This window comes from Photobacterium sp. ABD4_091 (assembly GCF_056160145.1).
The window spans coordinates 664,833-685,527 of sequence record NZ_JBSWWQ010000001.1; the positions used below are offsets into that span (position 1 = coordinate 664,833).

17 protein-coding genes are annotated in these 20,695 nt (G+C 51.7%); 9 read left to right on the forward strand and 8 right to left on the reverse strand.

Annotated elements, in window-relative coordinates:
* Positions 1–44: 44 nt before the first annotated feature.
* On the forward strand, positions 45–911 hold the full coding sequence (gene tesB / locus ACXAGQ_RS02780; RefSeq protein ID WP_475251630.1) for an acyl-CoA thioesterase II: 867 nt from the start codon (positions 45–47) through the stop codon (positions 909–911).
* A gap of 31 nt (positions 912–942) precedes the next feature.
* On the opposite strand, the gene ACXAGQ_RS02785 is transcribed toward tesB, so the two are convergent.
* The 3 genes from ACXAGQ_RS02785 to ACXAGQ_RS02795 all read right to left on the reverse strand — a co-directional run bounded on the left by ACXAGQ_RS02785 (position 943) and on the right by ACXAGQ_RS02795 (position 5,147).
* Positions 943–2,763: a SmdB family multidrug efflux ABC transporter permease/ATP-binding protein gene (locus ACXAGQ_RS02785; RefSeq protein ID WP_475251632.1), complete on the reverse strand. Its 1,821-nt coding sequence runs from the start codon at positions 2,761–2,763 to the stop codon at positions 943–945.
* Positions 2,763–4,502 (reverse strand): ABC transporter transmembrane domain-containing protein, encoded by a 1,740-nt coding sequence (locus ACXAGQ_RS02790; RefSeq protein WP_475251634.1) that lies wholly within the window; start codon positions 4,500–4,502, stop codon positions 2,763–2,765. The genes ACXAGQ_RS02785 and ACXAGQ_RS02790 overlap by 1 nt, the downstream gene beginning before the upstream one ends.
* Before the next feature lie 183 nt (positions 4,503–4,685).
* Complete coding sequence (locus ACXAGQ_RS02795) at positions 4,686–5,147, reverse strand: Lrp/AsnC family transcriptional regulator (protein ID WP_475251635.1); 462 nt, start codon at positions 5,145–5,147, stop codon at positions 4,686–4,688.
* Between the two features lie 186 nt (positions 5,148–5,333).
* Between ACXAGQ_RS02795 and ACXAGQ_RS02800 the strand changes: the two genes are divergently transcribed.
* The gene (locus ACXAGQ_RS02800) at positions 5,334–6,401 is read left to right on the forward strand and encodes a PLP-dependent cysteine synthase family protein (RefSeq protein ID WP_475251637.1); all 1,068 of its coding nucleotides are present in this window, start codon (positions 5,334–5,336) and stop codon (positions 6,399–6,401) included.
* Positions 6,402–6,634: 233 nt separating this feature from the next.
* Positions 6,635–7,333, forward strand: coding sequence for a 7-cyano-7-deazaguanine synthase QueC (gene queC / locus ACXAGQ_RS02805; RefSeq protein ID WP_475251639.1), 699 nt, complete (start codon positions 6,635–6,637; stop codon positions 7,331–7,333).
* A gap of 72 nt (positions 7,334–7,405) precedes the next feature.
* Here queC and prmB read toward each other — a convergent pair whose 3' ends face one another.
* Positions 7,406–8,338 (reverse strand): 50S ribosomal protein L3 N(5)-glutamine methyltransferase, encoded by a 933-nt coding sequence (prmB, locus tag ACXAGQ_RS02810; RefSeq protein WP_475251641.1) that lies wholly within the window; start codon positions 8,336–8,338, stop codon positions 7,406–7,408.
* Between the two features lie 53 nt (positions 8,339–8,391).
* On the opposite strand from prmB, the gene smrB reads away from it, so the two are divergent.
* Positions 8,392–8,922, forward strand: a complete 531-nt coding sequence (gene smrB / locus ACXAGQ_RS02815; protein ID WP_475251643.1) for an endonuclease SmrB — start codon at positions 8,392–8,394, stop codon at positions 8,920–8,922.
* 77 nt (positions 8,923–8,999) lie between these two features.
* Here the strand turns inward: smrB and ACXAGQ_RS02820 are convergent, their stop codons facing one another.
* Together ACXAGQ_RS02820 and sixA are read right to left on the reverse strand one after the other, a co-directional pair.
* Entirely contained in the window at positions 9,000–9,359 is a 360-nt protein-coding gene (locus ACXAGQ_RS02820; protein ID WP_475251645.1) for a hypothetical protein, read from the reverse strand.
* A 141-nt stretch (positions 9,360–9,500) separates the two neighbouring features.
* Complete coding sequence (sixA, locus tag ACXAGQ_RS02825; RefSeq protein WP_475251647.1) at positions 9,501–9,974, reverse strand: phosphohistidine phosphatase SixA; 474 nt, start codon at positions 9,972–9,974, stop codon at positions 9,501–9,503.
* Positions 9,975–10,289: 315 nt separating this feature from the next.
* Between sixA and ACXAGQ_RS02830 the strand changes: the two genes are divergently transcribed.
* Positions 10,290–13,055, forward strand: a complete 2,766-nt coding sequence (locus ACXAGQ_RS02830) for an insulinase family protein (protein WP_475251649.1) — start codon at positions 10,290–10,292, stop codon at positions 13,053–13,055.
* 309 nt (positions 13,056–13,364) lie between these two features.
* Positions 13,365–13,658, forward strand: a complete 294-nt coding sequence (locus ACXAGQ_RS02835; protein WP_475251651.1) for a hypothetical protein — start codon at positions 13,365–13,367, stop codon at positions 13,656–13,658.
* Between the two features lie 116 nt (positions 13,659–13,774).
* On the opposite strand, the gene fadJ is transcribed toward ACXAGQ_RS02835, so the two are convergent.
* On the reverse strand, positions 13,775–15,889 hold the full coding sequence (gene fadJ, locus ACXAGQ_RS02840; protein ID WP_475251653.1) for a fatty acid oxidation complex subunit alpha FadJ: 2,115 nt from the start codon (positions 15,887–15,889) through the stop codon (positions 13,775–13,777).
* The gene (gene fadI / locus ACXAGQ_RS02845; protein ID WP_475251655.1) at positions 15,889–17,199 is read right to left on the reverse strand and encodes an acetyl-CoA C-acyltransferase FadI; all 1,311 of its coding nucleotides are present in this window, start codon (positions 17,197–17,199) and stop codon (positions 15,889–15,891) included. The genes fadJ and fadI overlap by 1 nt, the downstream gene beginning before the upstream one ends.
* A 620-nt stretch (positions 17,200–17,819) precedes the next feature.
* On the opposite strand from fadI, the gene ACXAGQ_RS02850 reads away from it, so the two are divergent.
* The 3 genes from ACXAGQ_RS02850 (at position 17,820) to ACXAGQ_RS02860 (ending at position 20,667) form a co-directional block, all read left to right on the forward strand.
* Positions 17,820–18,386, forward strand: a complete 567-nt coding sequence (locus tag ACXAGQ_RS02850) for a sigma-70 family RNA polymerase sigma factor (protein WP_107300734.1) — start codon at positions 17,820–17,822, stop codon at positions 18,384–18,386.
* Complete coding sequence (locus ACXAGQ_RS02855) at positions 18,379–19,095, forward strand: DUF3379 domain-containing protein (protein WP_475251657.1); 717 nt, start codon at positions 18,379–18,381, stop codon at positions 19,093–19,095. The genes ACXAGQ_RS02850 and ACXAGQ_RS02855 overlap by 8 nt, the downstream gene beginning before the upstream one ends.
* A 306-nt stretch (positions 19,096–19,401) precedes the next feature.
* Positions 19,402–20,667: an outer membrane protein transport protein gene (locus ACXAGQ_RS02860; RefSeq protein WP_475251659.1), complete on the forward strand. Its 1,266-nt coding sequence runs from the start codon at positions 19,402–19,404 to the stop codon at positions 20,665–20,667.
* The last annotated feature ends 28 nt before the right edge of the window (positions 20,668–20,695 follow it).

Below are 20,695 nucleotides of genomic sequence, written 5' to 3' on the forward strand. Positions count from 1 at the left end.
CTTCCCCTGCCGCGCGTAATGATAACATTATTTATGGAGATCCGATGAGCAAAGAACTGAATGAACTTCTCAATCTGCTACATTTAGAGCAGCTTGAACAAGGATTATTCCGCGGACAAAGTGAACACCTAGGGTTGCCGCAGGTATACGGCGGCCAAGTGCTTGGACAAGCGCTCTCGGCAGCCAAAGAGACCGTCGATGAAGACCGCCAGGTGCACTCATTCCACAGCTACTTCCTGCGCCCGGGTGACCCCCATAAACCGATTATCTACGATGTTGAAAACCTGCGTGACGGTAACAGTTTCAGCACCCGCCGGGTCAAGGCGATTCAGTATGGCCGCCCTATTTTTTATATTACCGCTTCGTACCAGGGAGAGGAGCAAGGCTTCGAGCACCAATCACCTAAGCCGAATGCACCTTCTTATGAGGGCTTGATGTCTGAACAGCAACTTGTGCTGGCGATGGCCGACAAGCTGCCGAAAAGTGCCGTCAAACACTTCGGCCGCGAGCGCCCTATTGAAGTTCGCCCGGTCAATGTGGTCAACCCATTGGCCCCCCAGCCAACCGAAGCCAAGCAATACCTATGGATCAAGGCCAATGGCGAAATGCCAGATGACCCGCGTATCCACCAGTACCTGCTGGCCTATGCCTCAGACTGGGGTTTTTTGGTCACCGCCCTGCAGCCGCACGGCGTCAGCCTGTTTGACCCGCAGATGAAAGTGGCCACCATTGACCATTCTATGTGGTTCCACCGCCCATTTCGTATGGATGAGTGGCTGCTGTACGCCATCGACAGCCCTTCGGCAAGCAATGCCCGCGGCCTGGTTCGCGGCGAGATCTACAACCAGAAAGGTGAGCTGGTTGCCTCTGCGGTACAGGAAGGATTAATGCGCCATACCGGCGAAAAGTAATTCACTAGGTTTAAGGTATTTCTGAGGCGGGTTAACCCGCCTCTTGTTTTTCAGCACTCATGAGCTCGTCTTTACTCCTTTCGTCCTCGAGTTGCTGTAAATGTTCACCCATTTGCTGCAACTGGTACATCTGCCGATAGTGGCCATCATGCCCAAGCAGTTCGTGGTGCTTACCGCGCTCAACGGCTTCGCCACGGTGCAAAACCAGAATTTCATCGGCATCGATCACCGTCGATAATCGGTGGGCTATCACAACCACACTCATATCCCGGCGCAAGCTATTGAGTGCCTGCTGAATATGACGCTCTGTCCCCGAGTCGATATTCGCGGTGGCCTCATCGAGGATCAAGATTCTCGGTTTGCTGTACCAAACCCGCGCCAATGCCAGCAACTGTTTCTGCCCCGCAGACAGGTTGGCTGCTCCGCTACCCAGTTGGGTATCCAAGCCATCCTCATAGCGCTTTACCTGATGGGCTAAGCCAACCGCTTCCAAGGCTTGCCATATAGCCCGGTCATCAACCTCGCTGGCTGAGTGCCGCCCTAGGGTAATGTTCTCGCGTACCGAGGTGCTGAGAATATGCGGGTCTTGCTGCACCATGGCAATCCCTGAGCGCAAAACATCGTGGGATAGGCTCGATAAAGGACGGTCATCAATAAAAATGTCCCCTTTCCCAGCCGGGTAAAACCCCATCATCAAAGAAGCCAGGGTGCTCTTGCCGCTGCCGGTGTGCCCGACCAACGCGAGAAAACCCCGATGGGATAGGCTGACATTGATCCCTTGCAATACTGGCTGGTTGCCGTCATAGCTAAAGTCAATCTGGCGGCACTCTAACCTTCCACTTTCCAACGGCCGGGCATCGCCTCCGTATGCCTGTTGCCGGGCATCAATAAAACCAAAGATCCGCTCACTGGCCACCAATGCCTGCTGTAGCAATGATAACTGCTGCGTCAGCTCAATCAGAGGCTCTGTGACCCGCCCTAGGTAGCTGATGAACGCATACAGTACGCCGACCCCGATAAGCTCCACGCCACTAACGCCAAACAAGGCAACCAGCGACAGCAAAGCGACGCCCGAGAGGAAATCTATCAGCGGGCGGAGCATGAAACCGTTGAGCTTGATCACACTGCGCTGCGCCGCCAAATGCTTGGCCGTCAGCTCGGAAAACTGGTTGTAAAACGCTTTTTCCTGCCGCACCAGCTGGATCAGGCCCATGCCCTGTATCGACTCACTCATCGAGGCGTTAATATCAGCCAGCAAATCCCGCATTTTACGGTACGCTTCGGAGCTACTTCGCTGGTATAGCACCATGACGCCAATCACCACCGGAAGCAGTACCAAAACCACCAGGGTCAACCGCCAGCTGAGCAACGACATCGCCACCAGCATCACCAATATCAAGGTGACATTCTTGAGTACCGTGCCGATGACATGGACGTAAAAATCCTTGAGGGACTCGGTATCATTGGTGACCCGCGAGATCAGCTTGCCTGACGGCATATAGTCGAAAGCCGATAGAGGCTGGTTGATGATCTTGCCGAACAACTGCTTACGGACGGTTTGCACAACGCCGACTGCCAACTCATTAAACCGTAATGACTGCAAATAACGTAGCCACGCCGTGGCTATCATCAAGCCGATATAGGCACCAGCCAGTAACACCAACTCTGAAGTAGGAAAACTATCCTTGGCAATATTGTTATCGATAAAGTGCTGGATCAACCACGGGCCTGAGACATCAGCAACCGATGCCAGGAATAACAACCCCAGCGCAACGCCCAACTGCTTTTTATCTGCCAATGCATACTGCAATAGCCGAGTAAATACGGACAGCTTGATGGTTTCTTTTTCCATTATGCGCTCTCCATCGCTTGTTCGAGTTTCTGATAGCGGTACATTTCGGCATACCAGCTGTCTTGGGCCAGCAAGCTAGGGTGATCGCCCTGCTCGCTGATCCGCCCTTGGTGCAATACCAAGATATTATCCGCCTCTTCCAATGCCGTTAAGCGGTGGGCTATGACAATCACCGTCCGCGTTTCCTGCTGGCGCAGGTTTTCGAGGATGTGGTGTTCGGTTTTGCCGTCAACTGCTGATAGCGCATCATCCAATATCAGGATCTCTGCTTCCAGCAGCAAAGCACGGGCAATCGCAATACGCTGCTTCTGGCCGCCGGATAACGTGATCCCCTTTTCACCCACCAAGGTTTGGTAACCTTCCGGGAACTGCATAATATCGTCATCGATACAGGCAGCCTGTGCCGCAGCACGGATCTCATCCATACTGGCCTGCGGTTTGCCGAGCGCAATATTGTCGGCAATCGAGCGGGAAAACAAAAAGGGTGACTGGCTGACGACGGCGAATCGACTGCGCCACTGTGATAGATCAGCTTGCGTGAGTGCAACATCCCCATAGTGAATCTGCCCATGCTCAAGCTCTTGCTGGCGTAGCAGCAGAGATAACAAAGTCGATTTACCACTGCCGATTGGGCCGGCAATGCCCAGCATACTGCCGCTGTGCAAGGTGAATTGAACATCAGCCAAGGCCGGCTGGCTTTGCCCTGGCCAACTAAAGGTGCTAATCGCGACTTTCAAGGGCTGATGGTTAGAGACCAACGGCACATCGCCACTGACGATATCCGGCTTCTCATCAAAAATATGCGCCAAACGGTTCCACGCCGCCGAGCCACGCTCCAGGATATTGAACAGCCACGCCATTGCCAGCATAGGCCAAATCATCAAGCCTTGATAAAGGGTGAAGGCCGTCAAATCGCCCAACGTCAACCGCTGCTGGCTGATAAGGTATGCGCCGCCGGCAATACTGAGGAAGAACGACATCCCAATCGCAATTTGTATCACTGGGTCAAACTTGGCATCAACCCGTGCCACAGCTAGGTTTTTGTCGCCAACCTCATCAACCACAGTTGCAAAGTCTTGCTGCTGGCGCTGCTCCAAGCCAAAGGCGCGGATCATCCGCACCCCGTTGAGGCTTTCCTGTGTTCTGTCTGTCAGGGTAGAAAACGCCGCTTGTGATAAGGAAAAACGGCTATGCAGCTGGCGACCAAGGAAGAACACCACAATAGCCATCAACGGCATCGGCAACAACGCCAAGATCGTCAGCTCCCAGCTAATAAAAGTGGTCATGACAAACAGTACAGCGATACCGGTAATGAGTGAATCTGCCGCTGTCAGCACCCCTTCCCCGGCAGTCATCACCACCGCATTAACATCGTTGGTCGAGCGCGCCATCAAGTCGCCTGTTTTATAGCGCTCAAAAAAGGAAGGCGAATGGGAAGAGAAATGGCGGTACAAGCGGTTGCGCAGCACTGTACCTAACTCGGTTGCCGCTCCGAACAACCAGTATCGCCAGATAATCCGCAGAAAATAGACAATAAGCCAGATAGCGGCCAAACCTGCTAGCCAGCCCAACATCACCGCAGGCGTCATACTTCCACTGACCACACCATCCACAACCCAGCCGATGGCTTTTGGCGGTAGCAATTCAAACAGGGATACCAGGACAAGGATGCCGATGGCACCGCCGTAGCGCCGCCATTCCTGGCGAAAATACCATTTAAGTTGCCAGAACACCTGCATAATCATCTCCTCCCTGCTTTGTTACCTGTCTGTTACAAGTGATATTATGCTGACACATAACCTTTCATTTCAATTGCTTATCAGCTCAAGGTTGAGATTCGGAGTTTCATCCTGATTTTCATCCCGTTACATACCAAAGCACTAATATAGAAGAGACCCAGCCCCTAAAACGAGGGCAATATGTTATACCGGCAATGCTGTGGTGTATTTCAGCGGCTCCATGGCGAACGTCGACGTCACATTGGTCAGCCCTTCAATGCTGTTGACCAGTTTTTTATAGAACTGATCAAATGCTGACATATCGGCTACCTGCACCTTCATCATGTAGTCATACTCGCCGGCCATACGGTAGAACTCCATGACTTCAGGAAAGTCCGATACCGTACTGACAAACTGGTGGTACCACTCCTTGGAGTGGTTGCTGGTTTTTACTTGGACAAAGGCGGTAAACGACAGGCCGAGCTTAACCGGATCGAGCAGGGCAACCCGCTGGCGCAGAATGCCACTTTCCTCAAGCCGCTTTAGGCGCTTCCAGCAAGGTGTCGTCGTGAGGTTCACCGCTTCTGCCAGCTCAGCCAAGGCCAAAGTGCCGTCTTGTTGCAATAATCGGAGAAGCGTTCTATCTGTTTTATCGAGATCAGCCAATTTATTTTACCTGGAAAATAGAGATTAGAATAATTTTCTCCATTTTAAGCGATAAAGAGTAAATATGATAAAGATTTTTCCTGCCCTTAGTCATACATTACTTACATAATATATATACCCAAGTGACCTCTCGTTACAGGATTCAGGGCTTGGGGAACAGCCTGCTACACAGCATAAGGAACGACCATGAGCCTCGACCCACAATGGATCCACAGCGCGATCCGCAAAATTGAAGCTGACTTTCAACGCTCTGCCGACACCCACCTGATCAAGCTGGATATCCCATCGCTGGACGGCATTGATATCTACCTTAAAGATGAAAGCACCCACCCAACGGGCAGCCTTAAGCACCGTCTGGCCCGCTCATTGTTCCTTTTTGCCTTGTGTAATGGCTGGATCGGCAAGGACACCCCGATCATTGAATCTTCATCAGGCAGCACTGCTGTATCGGAAGCATACTTTGCCCGCTTGCTCGGCTTGCCTTTCATTGCGGTTGTGCCGCGAAAAACCGCACGCAAAAAAATCGAGCAAATTGAATTCTACGGAGGCCGTGCGCACTTAGTCGACAGCCCCAGTGAGATCTACGAGGAATCACGCCGCTTGGCCAAAGAGCTCAATGGCCATTACATGGATCAGTTTACCTATGCAGAGCGGGCAACCGACTGGCGCGGCAACAACAATATCGCCAACAGCATTTTTGATCAGATGAAACTCGAAGAGCATCCAATCCCAAGCTGGGTTGTTATGAGCCCGGGTACCGGCGGGACATCAGCCACCATTGGCCGCTATATTCGCTACCAAATGCACAACACCAAATTGTGTGTGGTCGATCCGGAAAACTCAGTATTCCACCAATACTACAAGACCCGTGATACCTCGCTGACCGGCGAATGCGGAAGCCGTATCGAAGGCATCGGCCGCCCGCGCGTCGAGCCTAGCTTTATTCCAGATGTCATCGATGAAATGCGCACAATCCCTGATGCTGCCAGTATAGCTACGGTACACTGGCTAGAAAAGCTGCTCGGCCGTAAAGCTGGTGCATCGACCGGCACCAACTTATACGGCGTGCTGCAACTTGCCAGTGAAATGAAAGCCCGGGGAGAAACTGGCTCTATCGTCACCCTGTTGTGCGACAGTGGTGAGCGCTACCTAGATACCTACTTCAACAAGGCGTGGATTGAAGAGAATATTGGCGATATCAGTAGCTACCTGGCCCAGCTCGAACAATTCGAGCAAACTGGCCAATTGAGCTAATCATTTCATTATCAAGCCGTCCCCCTCAAGCCGCCTGATTTTAGGCGGCTTTTATTTGCATTTTAAAGCCGATTTTTTGTCTCCGGGCTTTCGCTTATGGGCTTTCCTCTTTGCGGCAGCTGCGGTAGCATGAGCCCGCCAATAGAGAACCTGCTGTTGGCCTACCCTTAATACAATAAGGGGTAGTCCCTACCGACTGTTTTTCGGTATGACAACAACATAGGAAATTATTCATGCGCAAAGCCGTAGTTGTTTTTAGTGGCGGCCAAGACTCCACGACCTGCCTGATCCAGGCCATGGCCCATTATGATGAAGTGCACTGTATTACGTTCGATTATGGCCAGCGCCATAAGCTGGAGATCGAAGTCGCTGAGTCGGTCTGCAAAGTACTGGGTGTCGCTGCACACAAGGTAATGGATGTAGGCTTGCTCAACGAACTGGCGATCAGCTCGCTGACCCGCGACAATATCCTAGTCTCTCACGAGTTGCAGGAAAACGGCCTGCCGAACTCGTTTGTCCCAGGCCGTAACATTCTGTTCCTAACCCTTGCGGGTATCTATGCGTACCAGATCGGTGCCGAGTCCGTGATCACCGGCGTGTGTGAAACCGATTTTTCCGGCTACCCAGACTGCCGCGACGAGTTCGTTAAATCGCTGAACCAATCACTGGTTCTGGGTATGGACCGAGCCCTGAAAATTGAAACCCCGCTGATGTGGCTCAACAAGGCAGAAACTTGGGCACTGGCCGACCAATACGGTAAGCTAGATTTCGTGCGCGAGAAGACCCTAACATGTTACAACGGCATTATCGGCGATGGTTGTGGCGACTGCCCATCTTGTGACCTGCGCAAAGCTGGCCTGGATGATTACCATGCTAACCAAAACGCTATCATGGCTGAACTAAAAGCCAAGCAGCAGGCGGGCACCGCTTAACGGCTCTCAAGAATCGCACATAAAAAAACCGAAGCAAGTGCTTCGGTTTTTTTATTTAGTTCAAATCGAAAATCAGTCGCGGTACAGCGCAAACTCGTCAGCACACTCAAGCAGCTGTTCGCGGGTTAGCATGAACACACCGTGGCCGCCGTTTTCGAACTCGATCCAGGTAAATGGAATATGCGGGTATTGCTCTTCCATGTGGATCATTGAGTTGCCGACCTCACAGATCAGCACACCGTTTTCTTTCAGGTAGTCAGGAGCATTTGCCAAGATACGGCGAACCAGCTTCAGGCCATCGGTACCTGCGGCAAGACCCAGCTCAGGCTCGTGGCGGAATTCATCTGGCAGGCTGTCCATATCTTCCTGATCCACGTACGGTGGGTTGGTGACGATCAGGTCGTATTGGTCTTTCGGCACATCGCGAAGCAGATCTGAACGCAGCGGGATCACCTGCTGCTCAAGACCGTGATCTTGGATATTCTGCTCGGCAACCGCAAGGGCATCCGTCGAAATATCAACGATATCCACCTCAGCTTCCGGGAAAGCATGGGCACAGGCAATACCGATACAGCCAGAGCCCGTGCAAAGATCCATGATGCGAGTCGGACGCTCTTGCAGGAACGGTTCGAAGAAGTTTTCGATCAGCTCACCGATTGGCGAACGCGGCACAAGCACGCGTTCGTCGACGAAGAATTCCATGCCACAGAAGTACGCTTTGTTCGTCAGGTAAGCGACTGGGGTACGCTCGTTGATACGGCGGATCACGCGCTCGACGATACGGTGGCGCTCACTACTGGTCAGGCGTGAGTGACGTACTTCTGAAGGTACATCAAGAGGAAGGTACACGGTCGGCAGGACAAGCTGAACGGCTTCATCCCACGCATTATCTGTACCGTGACCATAAAAAAGACCGGCAGCATTGAAACGGCTAACCGTCCAACGTAGCATGTCCTGCAATGTATGAAGTTCGTTGACGGCTTCGTCGACAAAAATCTTATCCAAAATAGCCTCCGAATGGCGCTACAATACCGCTATAAAGTTGTTGGAATTTCACTATGAGCAAAAAAGATACTAACCTGGACGACGATCTGATGCTCTTCCAGGAAGCGGTTAAGGGCGTAAAAAAGATCACTAATGATACCATAATCACGCCCCGCCGACAGGGTCCAAAGAGTGATAAGCCGAAAGTCTCGGCAAAAGAGACGCAAAATCACGAGTTTTACTTCTCAGACGAGTTCGAGCCCCACCTTAACGAGACCGGCCCGACCCAGTATGCCCGCACTGGCGTGTCCAAGTATGAAGTGAAGAAACTGCGCCGAGGCGTCTATGTGCCCGATATGTACCTAGACATGCACGGGATGACCCAGAAAGAAGCTAAACGCGAGCTGGCTGCCATGATCGCAGCCTGTATTAAGGAAAGCGTTTCCTGCTGCTGTGTCATGCACGGGATCGGCAAACACATCCTCAAGCAAAAGGCACCGATGTGGCTGGCCCAGCACCCCGATGTCATGGCCTTCCACCAGGCCCCGCTGGAGTTTGGCGGTGACGGCGCACTGCTGGTACTGCTGGATATCCCAGAAAGATAAGAGGCTTTTGGGGCTTTGGGTATTGTCCACTTGCCCCTCCCAGCTGGCCCTTAAAAGCTTGGCTAAGTTCGCCTGCCCTAGTAGACGAACTTGGCCAACGAACCGACGTTGATAACCTGCCCTTCGACCAGCAAGGTCACTTCCCCGCTGCCGCAGATATTGAGGCGAGTCTTAACGGCCTGCTCGCTGTAATAATGCTCACAGCTGCCATTCCGGGCACTGTCGATACGCGAGAAGATGGTGATGCCTCCCGGATTGAACAGGCTTTGCGGCGAAGCAAATGTCAGGGTGCTCCCCGACGCCGAAATGTGCATATCTTCAGTGATACCATTGGCCCACTTAATGGCACCATTGGCATTGATACTTGGGGACGGTGGCATTTGCACACACCCGGCAAGCAGTGCGACACCCATCGCAAGGGATAATTTTGCTTTCATCGGAACATCTATGAATTCAAGAGGGTTAGAGAAACGAATACGACTTTCTCTAGTATCGGCACTGCCCGGAAAAACCTTAGGATTAAATCTATAGGTTTTCCGGGGACTTAACCGCAAGCAACAAGGTGCTCGGAATACAGGCTAACCTTCAGGGTTGGCATGCCACAGCAGCTCGCCGCTGTCGTTGTCCGGCTGATAATCAATGGCTGCAATTGAAGAGGTAATAAACATCGGTGGCTGCAAACCGGGTACCATTTCCGATGTCAGGTACCCGACCAAGGGAAGGTGCGAAACCACCAGCAGGTTTTCAGGCTGCTCAATACTGACCACAGCCTTGAGGTAAGCCGCCACATCCTCGGCATCGCCATAGGGGGTGATTTCGTCAACGGTCATCACACGCTTGGGGGTCGGCAGGTGCTTGGCCATAGAATGCCAGGTCTGCTGGGCGCGTAGGTAAGGGCTCACCCACACCATATCCAAGTCATCGTTGAACTGGCCTGCCAGTTGGGTAGCCATCTGCCCTGAAAGGGCTGCACCCCTGTCGGTCAACGGTCGTTCTGCATCACTGGCTGCAAAGTGCTGGGCTTCACCGTGACGCATGATATAAATTCGCATAATTTTTCCAATATCACAGTCTGATACCCGATCCTATCCCTATTTATTATTACTATCGGCGGTACAGGATCGATCAAACTCAAGGCTTTCTTCTCCACCTTCTGAGTTAACGAAAAGGCGTACTTCGGACTATGCTAGCAAGTAACGCCAGTGGAAAACAGAGATCCCGCTCACCCTGTGCAGGTTCCGTGACCTGCTTAGGAAATCACTCGGCTAAGCTTTTGTTTCTTGGCAAATAAACATGGGTTAAATTTGCCACCCTTTCTATTGGGCGTCATAATTAGTCTACTTTCCTTTGAAAAATAGGCTCATCCTGTGCATACAAGTCCTAATGACCCAAAGCAGTACCGCTATCTCAACTTGCCCAATGGATTGCGGGTATTGCTGGTCCATGATGCTGAAGCCCCCCGCTCAGCGGCGGCATTGTCGGTAAAGGTCGGTCACTTCGACGATCCGCTTGACCGTCAGGGGATGGCACATTTCCTTGAGCACATGCTGTTCCTCGGCACCGAAAAATACCCACGGGTAGGAGAGTTCCAAACCTTCATCAACCAAAGCGGCGGCAGCAACAATGCGTGGACCGGCACCGAGAACACCACCTATTTCTTCGAGGTAAGCCCCCATGCCTTCAGTGAGGGGCTGGATCGCTTCGGCCAATTTTTCACTGCGCCGTTATTCAATGAGGAAGCCGTCGACAAAGAACGCAATGCTGTCGACTCGGAATACAAACTCAAGCTAAAGGACGATGTCCGCCGCCTGTACCAGGTGCACAAGGAAACAATCAACCCAGCTCACCCGTTTGCCAAGTTCTCGGTCGGCGACCTGACCACACTGGCAGACCGCAACGACAAGACGGTGCGCGACGAGCTGATCGCCTTCTACCAGACCCATTATTGCGCCAGCCTAATGGGGCTTGTTTTGCTTGGCCCCCAGTCGCTTGAAGAGCTGGATGCCTACGCCCAAACCTTCTTCCGCGAGATCCCCAACACCGGCATTGCCAAGGCTGATATTGCGGTACCTTTGGTGTCAGACAGCGAGAAAGCCAAGTTCATCACCATCGATCCAATCAAGGAAGTACGTAAGCTGACCTTGTCGTTCACCCTGCCGGCTGTGGATCAGTACTATCGCGAGAAGCCCCTTTCATACATTGCCCACCTATTGGGCAACGAAGGCAGCGGCAGCTTGATGTCACTGCTAAAAACCAGGGGGTTTATCAATACCCTGGCAGCTGGCGGGGGGGTCAGTGGCAGTAACTTCCGTGAGTTTACCGTTGGCTTGAACCTCACCCCAAAAGGGCTGGATAACGTTGATGAGATAGTCAAAACCGTTTTCCAATACATCGAACTGATCCGTCAGCAAGGATTAGATGAGTGGCGCTTTAGCGAGAAAAAATCCGTGCTGGACATGGCATTTCGCTATCAGGAAAAAAACCGCCCACTCGATACCGTCAGCTACTTGGTAATGAACCTGCTGCACTATTCGCCAGACGATATCATCTATGGCGACTACATGATGGCCAACTACGACGAAGCGCTCATTGCCTCCTTCCTTGATAAACTGACACCGCAAAATATGCGCTTGGTGCTAGTTGCCCAAGGTCAGGAGAACGACAAAGTCGCCCAGTGGTACCACACCCCTTATGGTGTCAAACCGTTTACCGAGCAGCAATTGGCAATCTGGCAGGCACCGGGAACGGAGCCGGCGCTCACACTGCCAGAGCAGAACCCTTACTTATGTGAAAGGCCCGACCCTCTCCCGCTCACAGAGAACGCCGACCAGCCGCCGCAGCTACTCCAGGATCTGCCAGGATTCCGCCTGTGGTACAAGCAAGAACATGAGTTCAGGGTGCCGAAAGGGATTGTCTATGTGGCTATCGACAGCCCGCATGCGGTCAGTTCGCCGCGTAACATCGTCAAGACCCGGCTGTGTGTCGAGATGCTGCTCGATGCCATCAATGAATCCGCCTACCCCGCAGAGATTGCCGGGATGTCATATAACCTCTATGCCCACCAGGGCGGGGTCACCCTGCAGCTATCGGGCTTTAGCGAAAAACAGCCGCTACTGCTCAAGCTACTGCTGGATCGCTTTGCCAACCGCGACTTCAACCCTGAGCGCTTCAGGAACATCAAGGCCCAGATGCTGCGCAACTGGCGCAATGCCGCACAGGACAAGCCGATCTCCCAGCTGTTCAATGCCCTAACCGGCGTCCTGCAGCCCAATAACCCGCCGTACCCGGTATTACTCGAAGCCCTGGAAAGTATTGAGGTCGACGAGCTGCCCGCTTTTGTCGAGGCAATGTTTGCCGAGCTGCATATCGATACCTTCGTCTATGGCAACTGGCTCGAAAAGGATGCCATTGCCCTGGCCGAAACCCTCAAAGATGCCTTCAGGGTCACCGACCAGCTCTACGGCGAATCCCAGCGGCCTTTAGTCAGGTTGGGCAACTCAGGTACCTTGAGCCACGAGATCAGCTGCGACCACGCCGACTCGGCCCTGCTGATGTACTACCAGTCACGCGAAACAACGCCACGCAAGATTGCTATCTACACCTTGGCCAACCATTTGATGTCGACCACGTTTTTCCACGAGCTGCGCACACGCCAGCAACTGGGCTACATGGTGGGTACCGCCAACCTGCCGCTAAACCGCCATCCGGGATTGATCCTGTACATCCAGTCACCGGTTGCCGCCCCGACCCAGTTGCTCGAGGCCATCGACGAGTTTACCAATGCCTTCGCCCTGGTTCTGCTTGAGCTCAACGAAGCCCAGTGGCAAGCCAGCAAACAAGGGCTGATCGCACAAATTTCAGAGCCCGATACCAACCTGCGCTCCCGGGCACAGCGTTTCTGGGTCAGCATTGGCAACAAGGATAACGAGTTCAACCAGCGGCAAAAAGTTATTGAAGCCTTGGCTGAACTCAGCCGCGCCGACATGGTGAAGTTCATTGTCGATGTCGTTAAACCTCGGACTTCAAACCGCATTGTCATGCACAGCCAAGGGCAGGCACACAGTAACCTGGAACCCTTGGAATTCGGCAGCCCGATCGGGTCTATCGACGAGTTCCAGCAAGGGGCTTACTAACCCTAGTCATTATGCTAGCAGCACTGACAAAAACCTAAATAAACGCAAAAACCCGGCCTCGCCGGGTTTTCTTTATTTACAGCAAGTTAAGGAAGATCAGTTTGCATATTTTATGTTTTTTATAGTTTTTCACTAGCCGGAACATATCCAGTAAATATTTCTCAGAACTATTCAGTAGCACTGTGTTGAACTAATCCACAATATCGGTCGTCTGATAAATATGTATTGCAGGTTGCAGGTGCGAGCATCACTTTGCCCTGTGCATCCATGCGTCCACATTGTAAGTGAAACTTGAGGAGAAGCTTTACCATGAGCCAGCACTGCCCACACTGCCAACAGTCAATCGCCAGTCCTTCGTTAAGTAGCTATGAAGACTTTTTTGCCTGTCCGCATTGCCATAGTGCCCTTGCTCACCATGAAGCCGATATCATGCTCTATGCTTTAGCCTTTATCGTCACTTTCACGGCTCCGCTTGTCACCTTGGCCGGAATGAACATCCTTATCGCGATGGCCGTCTCCATGCTGGGTTACCATTTCCTACGCCCTATTTTTTTCGAGCCCCGTTTCCGGCTGCGTATTATCAAATTCTTCCCAGAGCAATAGCGCAAACAAATAAAGCAAATCGCAGTCAAAGAAAAAGCCAGTTGCACGAGCAACTGGCTTTGAGAACAATGATAGTAATGCGTTAAGCGGCAAAGTTACTGTTGGTAAAAACTCGACTATTCCGGGTAAAAAACCTGCCCAGCCTCAGCCATATCAACCAAAGTCTGGCACGGTTTGAAACGCTCACCGTATTTGTCGGCATGATCGGCCAGCAGCTCAACCACGTGCTTGATACCCAGCTGATCCATGTAGCGGAACGGGCCACCGAGGAACGGTGGGAACCCAATACCAAAGATTGCCCCGATATCACCATCGCGAGCAGAACGCACCACACCTTCATCCAAGCAGCGGGCAGCTTCGTTGAGCATCATCAGCGTACAGCGCATTGCAATCGCCTCGGCATCGGCTTTCTTCTCTGGGTCTAGCCCCAGTAATTTGTAGACACTCTTGTCGACCGCTTTCTTCTTGCTGTTGTACAAGTAGAAGCCTTTGCCCGTTTTGCGACCTTTACGCCCGTCATTCAACAGCTTGTCGAATACATCCGGCCCCTGGAAACGCTCACCCAGCTCACCAACCAAGACCGGCATGATTTTCGCGCCGATATCAACACCAACTTCATCAAGCAGGGTGATCGGCCCCACCGGGAAGCCAAAATCAAGCAATGCGGTATCCAAGTGCTCTATCGGCTCGCCGGCCAACAGCACCTGCGCCGCTTCGTTCATGTATGGTGCCAGGATACGGTTGACGTAGAAACCGGCTTTGTCACCCACCACTATTGGTGTTTTGCCCTGCTTCTTCGCCAATGCGACCACTGTCGCCACGGTTTCATCAGAAGTGCCATCATGGGGGATCACCTCTACCAGCGGCATCTTCTCAACTGGGCTGAAGTAATGCAGGCCCACCACGTTTTCAGGGCGCTCTGCCGCTTCAGCGATTTGGTGGATAGGCAGTGAGGAGGTATTGGTTGCAAAAATGGTCTCAGGCTTGGCATTGGCCTCGATCTCCTTGACCATCTGGTGCTTCAGGCCCAGGTCCTCAAACACCGCTTCGATGACCACATCCATACGGTCAAACGCAGTGTAGTCAATGCCACCGGCAATGCTCTGCATCTGCTTTTGCAACTCAGCCTTGCTGATGATCCGGCGCTTGCGCTTTTTATCCAGCAGCTTGTAGTTGTAGGCCATAGCATTGAGGATGCCGTCGTTGTTAATGTCCTTGATACGGGTCGGATATCCCGCCTTGCTCGCAGTGACATGGCTGATCCCGCCGCCCATTAGGCCGCCGCCCAGCACACCAATATGCCCAACCTTACGTGGCTCGGCATCAGAGCCGGACTCCTTCTTCATCGCCGTAGTAGCAAAGAAAATGCTGCGCAATGCTGCTGATTCTGGAGTCATCACCAGATCACCGAACAATTTGGCTTCGCGGGCCAAGCCTTTGGTCATGCCGTTTTGCAGGCCATATTTGATGACATCCAAAATAGCATCAGCGGCTGGGTAGTTGCCGCGGGTTTTATCATGGGTCTTCTTAGCCGCCTGGTCGAACACCAAAGAGCGCCCCAGTGAGTTCCCCCCCATCGCACGGTCTTGCAACGAAAGTTGGCGCTTGGGCTTAGGCTTTAATGCCTGCTTCTCGGCAATATCCAACAAGATACTCAGCGGTACAGCCTCATCGACCACACCGAGCTTCTTGGCCTTTTTGGCACGCAGTTGCTTACCGGTCAGGATCATATCCAACGCCCCTGCTACGCCAATCAGGCGAGGCAGACGCTGGGTCCCCCCAGAGCCCGGCAACAAACCAAGCTGGACTTCCGGCAAACCGAGGCGGGTCTTGCCATCATCGGAACAAACACGGCTATGGCAGGCCAAAGCAAGCTCAAGTCCACCGCCCAGGCACGGGCCATGGATGGCTGCCACAGTGTGGAAAGGCAGGTTTTCCAGTTCGGCAAATAGCTTCTGCCCCTGCTCGGCGAGCGAGGCAGCTTCCTCGGCCGTGGTACAGGCTGCCAGCATACGAATATCAGCACCAGCGACAAAGTTATCCGGCTTGCCCGAATAAACCACCATCCCCTTGATATCACTCTTACCCTTGAGCTCTTCAAGCACCTTACTGACTTGCTCGCCAAACTGCGCCTGGAGCGTGTTCATTTTCTCGTTGGGCACATCGATCTTGAGCCAGGCAACACCGTTATCGGCATAGGACAATGTGAATGCAGATTGTTGTTCAGTCATTATTCGGCCTCCAAAATCATTGCGGCGCCAAGGCCACCAGCAGCACAGGCAGTATTCAAAGCTAACCCACCACCACGGCGCTGTAGCTCCCTCAAGGTCTGGGTGATCATCCGCGCACCCGTTGCGGCAAACGGGTGGCCGTAGGCAATCGAGCCACCAAGGACGTTGAACTTGTCCATATCAATTTCGCCAATGGCTTCGCTGCGACCGAGCTTTTCCTTGGCAAACTGCGCCGAACCGAACATCTTCACATTCGACAACGCCTGCGCCGCAAAGGCTTCGTGCATGTCGATAAGGGTAAGGTCACGCAAGGTCACGCCAGCGCGGTCCAGTGCCATCGGAGTGGCATAAGATGGGCCCATCAACATATCTTGCTCGACACCGATTGCAGAAAACGCGTAAGAGCGGATATAACCCAAAGGTTTGAGACCAAGCTCTTTCGCCCTGCCCTCGCGCATCAGCAACAGCGCGGCAGCACCATCGGTTAGCGGGGTTGAGTTAGCCGCCGTTACCGAGCCGAACTTACGATCGAAGGCCGGACGCAATTTGGCGTAGGATTCAAGGGTAGAGTCTTCTCGAATGTTGTTATCTTTATCGATCCACTGGCGGTAAGGTTCCGGGAAAGCAGTGATCACTTCATCCTGGATCAAACCGTCACGCCAAGCTTGTGCTGCCAGGGTGTGCGAGCGGTGTGCCAGCGCGTCTTGCTCTTGGCGGGAAATGCCGTGACTTTTTGCCATCTGCTCGGCCGTTTGGCCCATACTCAATCCTGTTGAATATTCGGCCACCGCTGGCGGTACTGGCATAAGGTCTTTCACGCTAAGCTTGCTGAGCAGTTTTAAACGCTTGCTCATGGTTTTGGCTTTGCTCAGTGCCAGTAATGTCGCAGCAAGATGCTTGGATACACCAATAGGTAACACCGACGATGAATCTGCGCCGCCAGCAATACCGATATCAATGGTGCCCGATATAATGCTTTCCGCCACATTGGCGGCAGCCTGGAAACTGGTCGCACAGGCACGGGTGACGCTGTAGGCGTCAGTGCCGATATCCATACCGGTACCCAGCACGATTTCACGGGCAATATTCGGCGCTTCTGGCATCTGTATCACCTGGCCAAATACCACTTGGTCAATCAGCTTGGGATCAATATCCACCTGCTGGAGCATTTCACTGACAACCATTTTTCCCATGTCCAATGCCGGTACACCATCAAAGGCGGTTGACTGGCGGGCAAAGGGGGTACGTAATCCACTTACAACGGCGATGCGCTCACCCTGTGACGTCGTGAGCTTTTGGAGACGTGTCATCGCTACTCCTTATTAATATGTCGGGTACGGGGAATCTTGCCCCAGAATCTACTTTAGAGGTCTGACCACAACAATTGTAATGCAGTTGTTACCAGAATCAAACAAATGTTTAAAAACTGAGATCTCTATGGCAACAGATGCAGTATAGGAATTTATCGACGTTGAAAATCTGCGTTATGAGGAAAAATTTGACGGCAAGTGAAAAACTTAGCTATCAATAAAGACAGGCATGAGATGGGTGCGGTTCAGTTTGCTAAGATAAAAAAAAACCATACCGAAACGGTATGGTTGTAATTTACACGGAAAGCAATCCATGTAAGGTATAAGTCAATTAACATAAAGCCAATTGCAAATCAGGCAAGCCTGATAGGAGAAAGTAAAGTCAGCCTTCAAAAGGAAGTTGTCATCTTGCTCAACAGATATTGAACCCTGTTATCGCACAAAATCCACTGTACGAGTCGCAAAGCTCAGTATCAGATGACGTTGTCTACTATAACTTGCTCACCAAGACACAATTTGAACCAGATCAATTTTAATGCGGATTATTGGATGAATCAGCGGAACATTGTCGTTTTTCTCGCAAATTTAGCGGCAAGGTTCGGCATGAAACGGACACTTTTATGATTAAGTCATTTTTTCGAAAGAAAAAGCCTGATGCCTCGGTCTCTGTGGATATGAATAAGCAAAGACGATACGAAGCCCTTGTAAGGGCCTGGCATCGGGATCTCTACCGCTACGCATATTGGTTGTGCCACGACCCCCATATCGCGGAGGACTTGGTTCAGGAAACCTGTTTGCGGGCATGGCGCTCCCTCGATAGCCTTCAAGATGATAAAGCCGCCAAATCATGGTTGATTACGATCCTGCGCCGGGAGAATGCCCGTCGCTTCGAACGCAAGCAGCTTGATTTGGTCGATATCGATGACTATGCCATTGCCGATACCCAGCAAAATGGCAACGAAAGTGACTTGGAGCAACAAATGCTACGCAAGCAGATAATGAAGCTGGCTCCGGAATACAGGGAACCGTTAGTATTGCAGGTGATGGCAGGATTCAGTGGGGATGAAATTGCCGATATCCTTGGCCTCAACCGCAATACCGTAATGACGCGCTTGTTCCGCGCCAGAAACCAACTCAAAGAGCAGCTCGAAAAACACACCGACCGGAGGGGGCAGCAAAATGGATGATCTAGAATTCCGTCGCCGACTCTTGGCTGATCCTTTTGACAACAGCCAAGACATGGCTGAAGCACGCAATGCGTCTATTACCAACCGTAAGCTATCCGACGAACTGCAGCAGCTAGACAGTAAACTAGAGCAGGCATTGAAAGTGGATGTGCCGGACGATCTGGCAGACCGTATCCTGTTCCATCAATCCGGCCAGCCAAGCTCAAAAAGCTGGAAGCCACGCTCATTAATCGCGATGGCAGCCTCCGTGGCCTTTGTCTTCGGCATCTTTGTCGGGCAGTTCAATCAAGGCGTAGCTCCAGATAACCACCATTTGGAAATTGCACAGATAGCGATGGAGCATGTTAAACACGAAGCAGGCTTTGTAGCCAATATCGATGAGTCGGTCACCCTCAGCCAAGTTAATGCCAAACTGACACCGTTTGGATCCAGTTTCAACGAAGTGCCCGGGCATATTTATTACGTTAATCATTGTGGATTTGGCGATAAGTTTGCGCTTCACATGGTCATGGGGACGCCCGATGGCAAAGTCACGGTGTTTGTCGTGCCCGAACAGCAATCATCGGATATGACCCAGTTTGAGGGGTCGAACATGCAAGGCGTGGTAATGCCGGTACAAAATGCCAGCCTTATCGTTGTCGGTGATAAAGGGCAAGACGTGTCGCCCGTCGCCAAAAGCCTCAGCAGTGAGCTGAACTGGGAAATATAACACTTATTTACATTTTACATATCAAAGCCCCAAAAGCATAAGCCCGCCTAATGCTTTCGGGGCTTTTATTTGGAATAAGTATACCGATTATAAAATGTTAGCTCCGTTGCATATTTTAACTTTTTTGCTCCCTCCTCCTACCAGTTTTACCATACACTCGTTAGCTGATTGTTAACCAAGCGCTAACAATCAAGAGGTTGCCAACTGGTCAGATTTGATCAAATCCCAACCAACCATACAATCTTGCGCAATCTGCACAAAGAGGCAGATAAAAAAGTTATATATAAATTAGGAATAACTATAAATATGAACAAGAAGCGTCTGTTTACAAAGTCACTGGTTGCAGTTGCGATCACGATGGCTTCACAACAAGCAATGGCAGCTGGCTTCCAGCTGAACGCACAATCTGCAACGGGCCTTGGCCGTGCATTTGCCGGTGATGCGGTTATCGCCGATAACGCATCTGCAATGGCTCGTAATGCTGCTGCTATGTCTCTATTTGATGCGCCAGCTATTTCTCTGGGTATCAATGCTGTTGATACGGATATCGAAGTTAAAAACATCACTTATACGAACCTACCATCAGGCAATCAGCCAACAGATTTACCATCTCAGTCTGTAGGTGACGTTTCACCTGTTCCTAACATCTACTACATCCACCCGATCAATGATCAATGGACGCTAGGTGGTGGTATCTACTCGAACTTTGGTACCAAAACAGAATTCAGCGATGACTTTGCTGCTAACGAGTACGGCGGCCTGACAGATGTGAAGAGCATCAACTTCGCGCTAGCGGCATCATACCGCATCAACGAGCAGTGGAGTGTCGGTGGTGGCTTGGACATCATCTACGGTTCTGGCGAACTAAAACGCTCTAACTCAACTTTATCACCTGCTCCTGGTGGTACTCTTGTTGATGTTGATGCTGATGGTGTTGGCTTTGGTTGGAACATCGGTACGGTGTATGAGCTGAACGAAAATAATCGTTTTGGTCTTTCTTACCGCTACAGCCCAGAGCTAGAAGTTGATGGCGACATGTTCTATGCTGGCGCAAAAAGCGGCAACCCAGATATTAGTGGTGACAAACTGAATATTGCTCTGCCTGATATGGCAGAATTCTCTGGTTACCACCGTTTGAACCAGCAGTTTGCGGTTCACTATAGCGTGCAGTGGATTGGCTGGAGCGCATTTGAAGATCTGAATACCACAGGTGGTGATGTACTGAACACTTACGAGTGGCAGGATGGTTGGCACTACGCAATCGGTGGTACTTACTACCTGAACAACGACTGGACACTTCGTGCCGGTTACATGTATGACACCAGTGCCCAAGATGAGAGAACCTCTATCTCGGTTCCTGACTCAGACCGTAACTGGTTCTCGGGCGGTTTCACTTACCACATCGACAGCAAGTCTAACATCGACTTTGGTGTGACTTACCTAGTTGGTAAAGATGTAAACGCATCAGAATCAACCATGGTTGATGGCGTTCCAATTCCTGTATCAACTGTTACAGCAACAACTCGTGCTAACGCATGGCTATACGGTATCCAGTACAGCCGTTCGTTCTAATTCAGCGAACAAAAGTATTACCGTTTAA